At 57.3% G+C, this 13,874-nt stretch carries 9 protein-coding genes; 7 read left to right on the top strand and 2 right to left on the bottom strand.

From position 1 onward, the window contains the following. Positions 1–3: 3 nt before the first annotated feature. Both ACH3PB_RS08610 and ACH3PB_RS08605 read right to left on the bottom strand, forming a co-directional pair. Positions 4–2,190, bottom strand: coding sequence for a putative bifunctional diguanylate cyclase/phosphodiesterase (locus ACH3PB_RS08610; RefSeq protein WP_416399054.1), 2,187 nt, complete (start codon positions 2,188–2,190; stop codon positions 4–6). Further along, a complete protein-coding gene (locus ACH3PB_RS08605) occupies positions 2,160–3,941 on the bottom strand; it encodes an ABC transporter ATP-binding protein (RefSeq protein WP_416399053.1) in 1,782 nt (593 codons plus the stop codon). Before ACH3PB_RS08605 ends, ACH3PB_RS08610 begins: the two co-directional genes overlap by 31 nt. 168 nt (positions 3,942–4,109) lie before the next feature. On the opposite strand from ACH3PB_RS08605, the gene rimK reads away from it, so the two are divergent. From rimK to ACH3PB_RS08570, 7 genes are all read left to right on the top strand, one after another. After that, positions 4,110–5,021 (top strand): 30S ribosomal protein S6--L-glutamate ligase, encoded by a 912-nt coding sequence (gene rimK / locus ACH3PB_RS08600; RefSeq protein WP_416399052.1) that lies wholly within the window; start codon positions 4,110–4,112, stop codon positions 5,019–5,021. A gap of 5 nt (positions 5,022–5,026) precedes the next feature. Then, the gene (locus ACH3PB_RS08595; protein WP_416399051.1) at positions 5,027–5,542 is read left to right on the top strand and encodes an ATP-dependent zinc protease; all 516 of its coding nucleotides are present in this window, start codon (positions 5,027–5,029) and stop codon (positions 5,540–5,542) included. Between the two features lie 42 nt (positions 5,543–5,584). Then, positions 5,585–7,003 carry an acetyl-CoA carboxylase biotin carboxylase subunit gene (locus ACH3PB_RS08590; protein ID WP_416399050.1) on the top strand — a complete coding sequence of 473 codons (1,419 nt, stop codon included), beginning with the start codon at positions 5,585–5,587 and terminating at the stop codon, positions 7,001–7,003. Between the two features lie 65 nt (positions 7,004–7,068). Next, a complete protein-coding gene (gene oadA, locus ACH3PB_RS08585; protein ID WP_416399049.1) occupies positions 7,069–8,901 on the top strand; it encodes a sodium-extruding oxaloacetate decarboxylase subunit alpha in 1,833 nt (610 codons plus the stop codon). A gap of 428 nt (positions 8,902–9,329) precedes the next feature. Further along, positions 9,330–11,228, top strand: a complete 1,899-nt coding sequence (locus ACH3PB_RS08580; RefSeq protein ID WP_416399048.1) for a DEAD/DEAH box helicase — start codon at positions 9,330–9,332, stop codon at positions 11,226–11,228. Between the two features lie 45 nt (positions 11,229–11,273). After that, positions 11,274–12,323: a succinylglutamate desuccinylase/aspartoacylase family protein gene (locus ACH3PB_RS08575; RefSeq protein ID WP_416399047.1), complete on the top strand. Its 1,050-nt coding sequence runs from the start codon at positions 11,274–11,276 to the stop codon at positions 12,321–12,323. A gap of 31 nt (positions 12,324–12,354) precedes the next feature. After that, positions 12,355–13,857, top strand: coding sequence for an OmpA family protein (locus ACH3PB_RS08570; protein WP_416399046.1), 1,503 nt, complete (start codon positions 12,355–12,357; stop codon positions 13,855–13,857). Positions 13,858–13,874: the final 17 nt, after the last annotated feature.

Here is a 13,874-nt window from a genome sequence, read left to right as displayed (position 1 = left end):
GTCTTATTTTTTTCGACTGATGAAGTCGATGAAGTCGCGCTCGGGCATCGGTTTCCCGAACAGATATCCCTGTACCGAATCGCAGCCATGCTCCTTTAGAAAGCGCAGTTGGTCGAGGTGCTCTACACCTTCGGCCACCACGTGCATCCCGAGATTCTTCGCCAGCGAAAGAATGGCCAGTGCGATGGCCTGGGCCTGCCTGGGATCAGGCTGATTCAGGCCCGAGACAGAGGGTTGTGCCTGCTCATGCAGTGAGCTGTAGTACGAGCTCAGTTCGTTGACGAAGGAGCGATCGATCTTGAGCGTATCGACGGGCAATTTGCTCAGGTAGGACAGTGATGAGTATCCGGTGCCAAAATCATCAATCGAGACCCCGCAGCCAATCTTTCGCAGCCGGGCTATCACACTACTGGCTCGGTTGAGCTCATCCATGAAAATCGATTCTGTCACTTCGAAGCGGAGCCTGGAGGGGGAGACGCCGTGCTCGAGCATGATGTTCTCGATCGTCTCGAACAGGTCGTCCTGGCGGAACTGCACTGCCGACAGGTTTACCGCAATCCTGAAGTACTGATCATTCGCCAGAAATGGCATTGCGCCGGACTGCAGGCGCTTGAGAAGGATGCAGACCTGTTCGATCACCCAGATACCGAGCTGGTTGATGAGGCCGGCACTTTCGGCAACCGGTACGAACTCCGCCGGTCCTATCATGCGAAATTGTGGATGGTGCCAGCGCAGGAGCGCTTCGGCACCGACGATCTGATGATTGTCGACCTGTACGATAGGCTGGTAGGCCACCTGCATCTGCCGCTCACGCAGGGCGATTCGCAGATCGGTTGCGATCATGTGCCGACGCTGATTGCGCTTGTTGATCTTTTCGTCGAAAAAGCGATAGGTATCCCTGCCGTCTTCCTTGGCTTTGTACATTGCACCATCAGCCATCTTGAGCAAGACGTCGCCATCATCAGCATGTTGTGGAAACCGGGCGATGCCGATGCTCGCCCGGGTCGAAACGACGTGGCCGGAGAGTGTGAACGGTTTTGCCAGGGCAGCGATGCACTTGCTCGCGAGTTCGCCAAGCCTGTCGTCAGAAAGCTGGCCATCTGGTGCAGCCGCGATGATGAGGAACTCATCTCCACCCAGCCTGCCAAGAACACCCTGATCGCCCAGGGTCTTGTTCAATCGTCCTGCTGCCTCCAACAGCAGCGCGTCGCCTGCTTCATGCCCAAGAGAATCATTCACCAGCTTGAAATTGTCGAGATCGATGTACATAGCCGCGACTTCGCCAGCGTTACGGCGGGCGGCCGCAACGGCATCATTGAGTGTTCTGAGGCTGGCGTTCCTGTTCGGCAGGTGAGTAAGCCCGTCAAAATTGGCAAGCCGGTCCAGTGTGGCGAGAGCTTTATCCCGCTCCTTGCGTCGCTGCGCGATAGTGCTGAGCATCTTGTTGTAAGTTTCGACCAGGGCACCAATTTCATCATCGCCCTCGACCGCCACTCGTTGATCGTAATCGGCGCTTGCGAGAATCGAGTTGCTCACGCGCTGCAGCGCACCGAGCGGGCGCAGGATGGCGCCCTGCATGCGGTAGGCTACGAGCGACGCCAGTGCTACCGTGGCCAGCACCGCGAACAATAGCAGCAATGCGAGCGCCAGCACGCGGTCGAGCAGCACTGCGGCGTCAGCTTCGATGCCAAGATAGGCTACCGCCATAGTTTCGCCTCGACTGACCAGTCTGCCGACCTCATAGCTACCTGCGTCCCACTGCGAGAACGTGCCGCCGGAGCAGCTAGCCACTTCCTGGTGGTCTACTTCTGCCAGGGCAGGGAGCGCGGTCGCCGACTTGAATTTCAGACCGAAATTTTCCATCGTTTCAACAAGGCAGACAGACACATTGAGGTCGTGTGTCGTGACCTGGGACGAGAGATTGCGCAAGAGAGAGAGGGTCGCAGCTTCCGATCCGTTCAATGGATGGGCCTGAATGATCTGGCTGAATGTCAGAGCCTCGGCCTCGACAGCATTTGCGAAATCATCGCGCTGCTGGGTGGCGTATAGCAGCACCAGCGCCAGCGACATGCAGATTGTGACCACAAAGGTGATCGAGCAGAACACGAAAGAAAACTTCGTCCGCAGGGGCGCATTGTTGTACCACTGTCGCAGGCGCCTCAAGCGTTCACCCCGGTCTGGACGCGCCATTGCCGATGATATGGACCATCTGCGGCCAGGAGCTCGGCATGCGTGCCCGACTCCAGGATCTGACCATCTTCCACAACCACGATGCGATCGGCGTCGACAACCGTGCTGAGCCGGTGTGCAATGATGATAAGGGTTCGGTCCTGGCGGATCTTCACCATGCTTCGCTGTATGGCCGCTTCGGTTTCATTATCGACCGCACTCGTCGCCTCATCGAGTATGAGAATCGGGGGATCTTTCAGTAGCGCTCGGGCCAATGAAATCCGCTGGCGTTGACCGCCCGAGAGTCGCACACCGCGCTCGCCGATCTGTGTGTCCAATCCTTCCGGCAGGCGACAGATGAAAGTCCAGGCTTCGGCCATCCGGGCCGCCAGTTCGACGGCTTCACGATCGGCGTCGGGGCGGGCGTAGGCGATATTGTCGAAGAGTGTGCCATCGAAGAGGAAAACATCCTGGCTCACCAGGCCGATGCCGTCACGCAGATTCTGCAGTGATATGTCGCGAATATTGTGCCCGCCGATGGTGATATCGCCCGCGCTGGGGTCATAGAATCTCAACAGCAGCTTGATCAGAGTGGACTTCCCGCTGCCAGTAGTGCCGACCAGCGCAAGGGTGCTGCCACCTCTGATGGTAAGGTCGATATCACGCAGAGTCGGGGCGGAGCTGTGCTCATAGCCAAAACTGACCGCACTGAACCGGATATCGTCAGCCACTGAAATCGACATGGCCTCGCCGCCTGTGGAGTCGATGACGGTGACCGGTGTCTCCAGCAGCCCGAGGATGCGCCGGGTACTCGCCATCGCGCGCTCGTACAGGTCTACTGTGCCCGCCAATGAAGTGAGTGGCCAGAGCAGGCGCTGGGTCAGGAAGACCAGAACGCCGTAGGCGCCAACGCTCAAATCACCATCCAGCGCCTGCATGCCACCAACTACGAGCGTAGCAAGAAAGCCGGCTAGAATTGCCATTCTGATGATGGGAATGAAGGCAGAACTCACCCGGATCGCTGCGCGGTTCGATGTCACATAGGATTCACTGATCTGCCTGAGCTGAGCGGCCTCTCTCTGCTCTGCGGTGAAGCTCTTGATGGTCGCAATGCCGCCGATGTTATTGGCCAGCCGGCTGGAAAGATCCCCAACGCGCTGCCTGACATCATCATAAAGTGGCTGTGCTCGCTTCTGAAACGCGAAAGCACCGTAAATGATTACCGGTATAGGGGTGAAGGCGAGCAGGGCGATCATCGGACTGATGTAGAAGAAGACCCCGCCCACGGCTATCACCGTAACGAATACCTGTATCAGCGCGTTCGCGCCACCGTCGAGAAACCGCTCGAGCTGGTTGACGTCGTCGTTCAGTATCGAGATGAGCTCGCCTGAGCTGCGTGACTCGAAATACGCCATATCCAGCCGCTGGAGGTGTTCGTAACCATCCTGTCTCAGGTCCGACTGTAGTTGTTGGGCAAGGTTACGCCAGAGGATGAGATAGGCGTATTCGAATATGGATTCACCGGCCCAGATGAGAAAGGTGAGCACCGCGATCAGCGTGATCTGCATGGCGGGTGATTCGACGCCCATCTGCGCCACGAAGCTCGTCTGCTGGTTCACGACCACATCGATGGCGATGCCGATGAGAATTTCGGGCGCTATATCGAAGAGCTTGTTGATCGCTGAACAGATGCTTGCAGAGATGATCTGGCGACGGTAACCACGGGCATAGCGGATGAGGGAGTACAGCGCCTGGAAACTTGAGCTGGCCACTACGATTGAGTCCTGCCGTTAATTGAAAAGTAGAGAGATTCATCGAGCAGCTTGCACCTGCAAACCGGGCGTATCATAGTAGCGCGATGCAGTCCGGCGCGCTGAAGAGCAGAAGCCTGACGCAGTTGCCTGATCGCCTGCAGAACAAACAAAACCAAGGAATTCATAATGAAAGTAGCCGTTCTGTCCCGGAACAAGAAGCTGTATTCGACCCGCCGCCTGGTAGAAGCTGGCGAGGCACTTGGGCATGAGGTCCATGTGGTCGATACCTTGCGCTGCTACATGAACATCGCCACCGCCAAACCGACCATACACTATGCGGGCAAGCCGCTCGAAGGCTTTGATGCAGTCATACCGCGAATTGGTGCATCGATCACGTTCTATGGCGCAGCTGTGCTGCGACAATTCGAGATGATGGGAGTCTACCCTCTGAACGAATCTGTTGCCATCACACGATCCCGCGACAAGCTGCGTTCTCTGCAGCTGTTGTCGCGAAAAGGGGTCGGTCTGCCTGTCAGCGGGTTTGCCCATGCGCCTGGCGATATCAACGATCTCCTTCAGATGTGCGGCGGCACCCCGGTGGTTATCAAGCTGCTCGAAGGTACGCAGGGTATTGGCGTCGTTCTGGCAGAAACCAGGAAGGCTGCCGAGAGCGTTATCGAAGCCTTTATGGGCCTGAAGGCCAATATACTGGTGCAGGAGTACGTGAAGGAGGCTGGCGGTGCCGACATACGCTGCTTCGTCGTTGGTGACCGTGTTGTGGCTGCCATGAAGCGCCAGGCGCAACCAGGAGAGTTCCGGTCGAACCTGCACCGTGGGGGTACTGCAACGCTGGTCAAGATAACGCCCAAGGAACGTCAGGCGGCGCTCAAGGCTGCTCAGGTCATGGGACTCAATGTGGCTGGGGTCGATCTGCTGCGCGCTGAGTCCGGGCCCAAGATCATGGAAGTCAACTCCTCGCCAGGACTTGAAGGCATAGAGAATGCGTCCGGTAAGGATGTCGCCACCATGATCTATCGGCATCTCGAAAAGGTGATGGAATCCAACAAGGCCACCACCAAGACCCGCGGTAAGGGCTAGGGCAGGTGAAAGGTCTAGTAGGTTGGCGCGAGTGGGTAGGGTTGCCGGATCTCGGTATCAGGTACCTCAAAGCCAAGATTGATACCGGTGCAAAGACATGTTCGCTGCATGCCATGCACATCAAGATCGTGGAGCAGGACGGCATGCGCTATGCGCGCTTCCATACCAGTCCCGTGCAGGGGCGCAGCCACGCGCTGGTGCTTTGTCAGGCACCATTGGTAGACGTGCGCGACGTGACCAACTCCGGAGGGCAGACAGAGACGCGGTACGTCATTCATACTCACATGCGTTTCAGGGATCACAGTTTTGACTGCGAAATGACGCTCACGGAGCGGGGCGACATGGCCTTCCAGATGCTGGTGGGCAGAAACGCGCTGCGTAGTCGTTTCATCGTCGATTCAGGCGGGTCATTTCTGCAGGGCAAGCCACCGCAGATCATTCCGGTGCCGAAGTCTGCCAGGAAGCCTGCGAAACCGAAAACCGTTCGCAAGACAGTACCGAAGCAAGCTGACATTGACTGACCATCAACCGACTTTATCCAGAAGAGCACTTGGACAGACGACATGCTGAAGAAGATACTCATCGCCAACCGGGGCGAAATTGCAGTGCGGATCATCCGTGCCTGCCGTGAACTCGGAATCCCTTCGGTCGCGGTCTACAGCGACGCTGACCGTTTCGCCCTGCATGTCAAGAAGGCCGATGAAGCCTATGGGCTTGGCAGTGATCCGCTGGCAGGTTATCTCAATCCACACCAGCTGGTGAATATTGCGGTGGCCGCCGGCTGCGATGGCATCCATCCCGGCTATGGCTTCCTATCCGAATCCGCCGAGTTTGCGAGCGTCTGCGAATCGCGTGGCGTGACCTTCATCGGGCCCACTGCCGACGTGATCGCCCGTATGGGCGACAAGACCGAAGCCCGGAGCAGCATGATAGCGGCGGGTATTCCAGTTACACCCGGTAGTAAAGGCAATCTCATCGACGTCGAAGACGCGGTAGGGCAGGCCGCCGCAATTGGCTATCCGATCATGCTCAAGGCGACCTCCGGTGGCGGCGGACGAGGCATCCGGCGCTGCGACAATGAACGTGAGCTTCGTGATAATTATCAAAGAGTCATTTCAGAGGCCACCAAGGCGTTCGGGAAGGCGGAAGTCTTCCTGGAAAAGTGCATCGTCAATCCGCGTCATATCGAAGTGCAGATTCTTGGTGATCAGATGGGCAACGTGGTCCATCTCTATGAGCGCGACTGCTCCATTCAGCGCCGCAACCAGAAATTGATCGAGCTGGCGCCTTCGCCCCAGTTGAACGATGAACAGCGGCACATGATCGGTGATCTTGCGGTCAGGGCTGCCAAAGCAGTCGACTACACAAACGCCGGAACGGTGGAATTTCTTCTTGATGACAAGGACGACTTCTACTTCATGGAGATGAATACCCGCGTCCAGGTCGAGCATACCATCAGCGAAGAAATCACTGGCGTGGACATCGTCAGGAAGCAGATCGAAATTGCCTCGGGCATGCCGCTGGGGCTGCAGCAGTCGGATATCAAGATCAATGGTTTCGCTGCACAGTTCCGCATCAACGCTGAAGACCCGCAGAACAACTTCCTGCCCAGCTTTGGCACCATCAGCCGCTATTATGCCGCTGGTGGGCCAGGCACACGAACCGATACGGCAATCTACTCGGGATACACCCTGCCTCCCTATTATGATTCGATGTGCGCCAAACTCATCGTCTGGGCAGCCGACTGGGAGAGTCTGCTGAGCCGTTCGGAGCGGGTTTTGAACGACATCAGATTGTTTGGTATCAGGACGACGATCCCGTACTACCTAAACATATTGCAGCACCCTGATTTCAGGACCACGAATTTCAACACCGGTTTCATTGCCGCGAACCCGCAGCTGGCCGAGTACAGTCTGAAGAAGACGCCAAGCCAGGTGGCCACGGTCATTGCAGCGGCACTGGCCGCTCAACAGTCATGGTAGAACAAATAGCATATCAATCAGCTTCAAGCTCCAATAGCAAGCTCCAGTAGAGGGTAGGACAGGTCATGGCGAGAAAGATTCATATCACGGACGTCGCACTGCGCGACGGCCATCAGTCGCTGCTGGCGACACGTCTTCGCACAGAAGACATGTTGCCCGCCTGCGAAGCACTGAACAAAGCTGGCTATTGGTCACTCGAAGTCTGGGGCGGTGCGACTTTTGATGCCTGCGTACGCTTTCTGAAGGAAGACCCGTGGGAGCGACTCATCGCGCTGCGCAAGGCCTTGCCTGACACGCGACTGCAGATGCTGCTGCGAGGACAGAACCTCCTGGGGTACAGACACTATGCCGACGATGTCGTACGCGCTTTTGTCGAAAAGAGCGCCGAGCTCGGTATCGACGTCTTCCGAATATTTGACGCGCTCAATGACGAACGTAACCTGCGAACGGCAATCGAAGCTACCAAGGCCGCTGGCAAGCACGCCCAGGGCACGATCTGTTACACCGTGAGCCCTGTGCACACTATGGAGCGCTTCGAGGATCTCGCGCGGTCACTCGTTGATATGGGCAGTGATTCGGTGGCCATCAAGGACATGGCTGGCCTGCTCACGCCCTCAGCTACCGCAGAGCTGGTCGAACGCCTCAAGAAGATCATAGAAGTGCCGCTGTTCCTGCATACCCACGCGACCTCCGGTATGGCGCCAATGTGTCTCATGAAGGCGGTGGAAGCGGGTATCGATCACATCGACACGGCCCTGTCTCCTTTGGCTGGGGGCACCAGCCATACGCCGACAGAAACCATGGTCGTAACCTTGGAAGCCGCTGGTTACGACACTGGTATTAATCTCGACGTGCTCAAGCCGGCGGCTAAGCACCTGCGTAATGTGCGCAAGAAATATGCGCAGTTCGAAAGCGATTATTCAGGCGTAGATACCGAAGTGCTGACCTCGCAGGTGCCGGGCGGCATGATGTCGAACCTCAGCAACCAGCTCAAGGAGCAGGGCGCGCTCGACAAGATCGACGATGTCTTCACCGAAATTCCAGCTGTGCGCAAGGATCTGGGCTATCCACCACTGGTCACGCCAACTTCGCAAATCGTCGGCTCACAGGCTGCCGTGAATGTCATGAGCGGTAAGCGCTATGCTTCCGTTACCAATGAGGTCAAGCGATACCTTCAGGGCGGCTATGGCCGCACACCAGCGCCTGTCGATCAGGACCTGCTCAAGGCTGCTATCGGTAATGAAGAGGTCATCACCCATAGACCTGCGGATGACCTGCAGGATGAAATGGCTACATTGAAGTCGAAGGTCCAGAGTCTGCTCTCTGCCGATGGCGGAAAGGCCGAAGTGACCGATACCGATGTTCTGATCTATGCGATGTTCCCCGACCTCGGCGGCGAATATCTGAAGCAGCGCGCGGCCGGCACGCTGCAGCCTGAAGTACTGCTGGATCCAGCAGTCGCCAGTGCCTCGCAAGTCGGCGCCGCAGTGTCGAGCGAATTCAAGATTGCGCTGCATGGCGAGCAGTATGACGTGGCGATCACTGGTCTTGGGCCAAAAGGCAAGGCGCAGCGCCGTATTTATCTGACGGTCGATGGCGTGCCCGAGGAAGTGATTATCGAAACCTTCGACACAGCCGAAACCGGGCAGACCGGTCAGCAGCGGCCGCAGGCAGGGAAGCCAGGTCATATCGCAACGTCCATGCCGGGTAATGTGGTCGACGTGCTGGTGAAGAAGGGCGACAAGGTGGACGCCGGTCAGGCGCTGCTGATCATCGAAGCCATGAAGATGGAAACCGAGATCAGGGCGGATGTGAGTGGCACCGTTAGCGAAGTCTACGCGAAGAAAGGTGATCGCGTAGCGCCGGCCGAAACGCTTGTGGCCATTCAGCAGGACTGACCAACTGTTAGCGGTACGAGGCGACAAGTCGGTCTGCGCCACACCTGGACCAGCCCCTAGCCGCCTCGGATTGCCGACCTGGGCATGTCACGCGGCCCACTCAGGCGGCCCACTCAGGCGGCCCACACACTAGAGTTGTGTCTAAAGTGTGAACAAACCTGTATACTGCGCAGCCTGATTCTGTCAGGTGATTTTGATTGGCTTAATTTGAAGCTCGGAGGCCCCTGTAACGGTGATGCTACCAGCTTGCGATAACCCCGCTTCCCCCCGGCCGGCTTCGATGTCTGCCCCTCTGAAGCTGGCCAGACGCGCTCATCCCTTCAGAACATCCTGTACAACATTTGGCTGCAGGACCAGCAAGCGCGGGTCCATAATCTTACCTGCCGGTTGCTTTGTGACTCGCTGGTTATTTTCTCAATAGGTAAACAATGTCTATACAAAACGAAGACGCTCAGTCTTCAACACAAGCTTCTATCGCTGACGATCAGGCTCAACAGCCGGACTTCCTCAGCCTTGGCCTTCCAGCCAGCATGCTGGATACAATTTCAAAGCTTGGCTATGAAACGCCGTCGCCTATTCAGGCCAAAACCATTCCGCTGCTGCTCGGCGGCAATGACGTGGTCGGTATGGCTCAGACGGGCACCGGTAAGACGGCGGCCTTCGCGCTCCCGATTCTGGCAAAAATCGATACACGCAGTGCCGATATTCAGGCGCTGGTGCTGTGTCCGACGCGTGAACTTGCGCTGCAGGTCTCAGAGGCCTTTCAGACTTACTCCGCTGGTATGGGCGGGAAGTTCCATGTCCTGCCGCTATATGGTGGCCAGGACATGCGGGCCCAGCTTCGCTCACTGAAGCGTGGCCCACACGTCATTGTTGGCACACCAGGCCGTCTGCTTGACCACCTTGAGCGACGCAGTCTGGACCTGAGCAATCTGAAAACGCTGGTGCTCGACGAGGCTGACGAAATGTTGCGGATGGGCTTCATCGACGACGTCGAGACCATTTTGCAGAAGACGCCGGCCGAGCGTCAGGTTGTGTTGTTCAGCGCTACCATGCCGCAGGCGATTCGTCGCGTGGCAGAAAAGTACCTTAAAAAGCCTGTCGAAGTCAGGATAGAGAGCAAGGCAACTACTGGCGAGAACATCAAGCAGTTCTTCTGGCTCGTCCGCGGCATGCAGAAGCTGGATGCGCTGACCCGCATTCTCGAGATCGAACGCTTCGATGGCATGATTATCTTCGTGCGAACTAAAACCGCGACCACGGAGTTGGCCGACAAGCTCAACGCCAGAGGCTTCAACGCCGCCGCGCTCAATGGCGACATCGCGCAGGCTCAGCGCCAGCGCACCGTAGAGCAGCTCAAGGAAGGTCGTCTCGACATCCTGGTAGCAACAGACGTCGCCGCGCGAGGTCTTGATGTTGAACGCATCAGTCACGTTATCAACTACGACATTCCCTACGATAACGAAGCCTACGTCCATCGCATCGGCCGTACCGGTCGGGCAGGGCGTGAAGGTAAAGCCATTCTGTTCGTCGCCCCCCGTGAGCGCAACATGCTACGATCCATCGAGCGTACGACCAGGCAGCAGATCCCACCGCTGGAGCTGCCGTCGCGCGATGACCTGATCGCACAACGCATCGATCGCTTCAAGACTGAAATTCTCGAAACCATCGAATCGCAGGATCTCGCGTTCTTTCAGCAGGTTGTCGAAGAACTGTGTCGCGAGCGCACCTTGACAGAAGTTGAAGTCGCCGGCGCCCTGGCGTATCTGCAACAGAAAGATCGTCCACTGCGACCGAAGCCCGAGCGTGAGGAGCGTCATGAGAGAAGCCAGCCGGAATGGACTGGTGGAGCGGATGCCAGGCCGTCTCGTGCCCGTAATGACAGTGATCGGGAGCGGGCGCCCAGGCCGCCGCGGTCGAATTCTGCAGGTCCTGAAGCTGGTATGCAGCGTTACAAAGTGGCCGTTGGTCATCAGGATGGCGTAGCACCAGGTGAGCTCGTGGGTGCCATCGCCAACGAATCAGGCATAGAAGGACGCTACATAGGTCGAATTCAGATCTATAATACATTCAGTACAGTAGATCTGCCGGCGGAAATGCCAGGCGAAGTCACCGAGCTGCTGCAGAAAACCCGTGTCAGGCAAAAGCCATTGCGGATCACCGTGTTCGATGGTGAGGTACCTGCAGATGAACTGGGCGGCGGCTTCCGCAAGCCTCGTGGTCGTAATGACGGTGGACCTTCTGGTCGACGGCCGCCACGACGTGACAAGCCTGGTTTCTCCCGTGAGGATGGGGCCCGCAAAGGACCGCGTAAGCCCAGGGACTGAGGTGGATCTGCTCCGTTGACTTAATCAAGTGGAGACAGATCATAGATGGTGAAGGCAGATTCTTTCGAGTTTCTCGATGAAGAGGTAGCGCCCGGAACGCGCAAGATATTCAATCTGGCGATAGGCGGGCTCTACACTCAAAAAGACATTTCGGTGCCGATTGCAGTTGTGCACGGCAAGGTGCCAGGTCCGCGTCTGCTGGTCTGCGCCGCCATTCATGGCGATGAGCTCAACGGCATCGAAATCGTCCGACGTGTGTTACACAGCAGCTGGCTGAATAATGTTCGGGGCACCCTCATTGCCGTACCGGTGGTGAACGTGCTCGGTTGCATCCAGCGCACCCGTTATCTCCCAGACCGACGTGACCTGAATCGCTGCTTTCCCGGCAGTGAGGATGGCTCGCTGGCCGGCCGTATTGCGCATATCTTCAATACCAAAGTCCTCCAGTCGGCTACACATGCCATCGACCTGCACACCGGTGCAATAGATCGCAGCAACCTTCCCCAGATCCGCGTGCATCTTGCCAGTCCCAAGGCCGAAGAAATGGCTCATGCGTTTGGCGCGCCCGTAATTGTCAATGCTCCGATTCGGGACGGCTCACTGCGTGGCACCGGGGAAGACCTCGGTATCCCAATTATCACCTATGAAGCTGGCGAAGCACTGCGGTATGAAGAGCAGAGCATCGCCGGTGGTGTCCGCGGCGTTCGGCGCGTCATGGAGTCTCTCGGTATGCTTGCCATGCGCAAGCGTGGACGAAAAATAGTCAAGCCTGTCGTGGCTCGTTCATCCGCCTGGATACGCGCCCCTGAAAGTGGATTTCTTACACTATACTGCTCTCTTGGTGATCGCATCAGAGCGGATGAAACCATTGGCATGATCTGCGGCCCCCTTGACGATGAGGGGGTGCTGATCAAGGCGCCGCACTCCGGCGTCGTCATTGGGCGCACGAATCTTCCTCTGGCCTATGAGGGCGAAGCGGTCTACCACATTGCACGCTTCGACAAGGTGACTGAGGCCGTAGAGGTGGTCGGCGAATTCCAGACACACATGCAGGAGCGTTCAGCAGAACAGTTCACCCCTATCCAGAACGCCTGAGGCGTCTGGTAATTCTCTACAGGGAATCTACATGCCGAGCGCGCGTTTCTTCTATCCGCAGTTCGCAGGTTTGGCGCTGTCGCCAGACCTGCTGATTTTTCGCCTTCCCCACTTCATTACGCTTACTCTGTCGCTGTTCCTCACGGCCTGTGCTTCACAGGCGGTGCTGGACGACAGCGTTATCGAAACCCAGTTTCCACTGGTGACGGAGCTCAGGGATGCGCTCAGGGCAGCGGATGGCGAAGAGCTTGAGCTGTTGGCTCCGGCGACTCACGAGCAGGCGACCAGTGCCTATGAAGAGGCGTACAAGCTTGCTCAGCGCGCAGACGACGCCGCCCAGAAGCAGGCCACCAAGGGGCTGAAAGCACTCAGTGAAGCCAGAGCCCAGGCGGAAGTCACTGCCGATATCTTTGAAGATATTCTCCGCACTCGACGTCGAGCGCTGGCAGCCGGCGCGGCCGAGCACGCGACCAGTAGTTATAGGGAGTCCGAAGCAGAGCTAATCTCACTCAGTCGCATCGCGGAAGAAGGGCGTCTCGAGCAGGCCAAGGCTGGACGGCAGACGCTGATAGACCTGTTCGAAGCGCTGGAGCTCGAAGCACTCAAGACCGATACCGTGGCGAGAATCGAGACAGCGCTGGCTCAGGCTGAACGCGAGGCGCTTGAGGACTTTGCGCCCCAGACGCTGAAGCGTGCGCGCGAGGAGCACAAACTGGCACTCGCGACCCTCGATGCAGACCGCAGAAACAAGATCAAAGCGGAGAATCATGCACAGCGGGCAGTGTTCCACATCAACCGGGCAATGGGGATAAAGGACATCATCCAGGTTTTTCAGACATCTGACTTCAGTGAAGAAGACAAGGTGCTCTGGTATCAGGGACAACTGGCTCGTCTGGTCGAGCCGATGGTTCATGCGCCCAACTTTGACGATGCCAACAAGGTGTTGATCGCGGCGCTGCGTAGTCAGATTGAACAGCTGGTGCAAAACCGGAACCGTTTGCAGCTCCAACTCGATGAAGCCGATCGAAAACTGGCTGATCTGGTGCTGGCGCAACAGTTGGTTCTCGAAGATGTTCGAGCTGAAACCGAGGCCGAACGCAGTGCCGAACAGGCGCGTGCGGCGAGGTTCGCGTTCGTACAATCACTGTTCGATATCGATGAAGCAGAGGTCTACCGCCAGGATAATGACGTATTGATCCGGGCTCAGGGCTTTGTTTTTTCTCCAGGGAACAGTGAGATTGCGGCAGTGAATTTTCCGCTGCTGAATAAGGTCATCGAATCGATCAGGACTTTCGAAAACGCTCGAATCGTCGTGTCCGGCCACACCGACAGCTCCGGCGACGGTAACTCCAATATGCGGCTATCTCAAAATAGAGCATCGAAGGTTGCAGCCTTCCTCAGCGAAGTTGGTGGTTTCGAAGCGAATCGCTTTACCTCGGTCGGGTACGGCGAGCAGCGCCCGATCGCAAGCAATGAAAATAGCCGCGGACGGTCGGAGAATCGACGGGTTGAAGTCCTGATCGTTAATCAATAGGCGGCACGTGCCGCCAT

This window comes from Allohahella sp. A8, assembly GCF_047946665.1.
Lineage (GTDB): Bacteria > Pseudomonadota > Gammaproteobacteria > Pseudomonadales > Oleiphilaceae > Allohahella.
Note: the sequence above shows the minus strand (reverse complement) of the source record. Positions and strands in the feature narration are given on the sequence as shown.

Coding starts and splice junctions, on each gene's coding strand:
- ACH3PB_RS08610 (WP_416399054.1), bottom strand. CDS start 2,190: ATGGCGCGTCCAGACCGGGGTGAACGCTTGAGGCGCCTGCGACAGTGG.
- rimK (WP_416399052.1), top strand. CDS start 4,110: ATGAAAGTAGCCGTTCTGTCCCGGAACAAGAAGCTGTATTCGACCCGC.
- ACH3PB_RS08590 (WP_416399050.1), top strand. CDS start 5,585: ATGCTGAAGAAGATACTCATCGCCAACCGGGGCGAAATTGCAGTGCGG.
- oadA (WP_416399049.1), top strand. CDS start 7,069: ATGGCGAGAAAGATTCATATCACGGACGTCGCACTGCGCGACGGCCAT.
- ACH3PB_RS08580 (WP_416399048.1), top strand. CDS start 9,330: ATGTCTATACAAAACGAAGACGCTCAGTCTTCAACACAAGCTTCTATC.
- ACH3PB_RS08575 (WP_416399047.1), top strand. CDS start 11,274: ATGGTGAAGGCAGATTCTTTCGAGTTTCTCGATGAAGAGGTAGCGCCC.
- ACH3PB_RS08570 (WP_416399046.1), top strand. CDS start 12,355: ATGCCGAGCGCGCGTTTCTTCTATCCGCAGTTCGCAGGTTTGGCGCTG.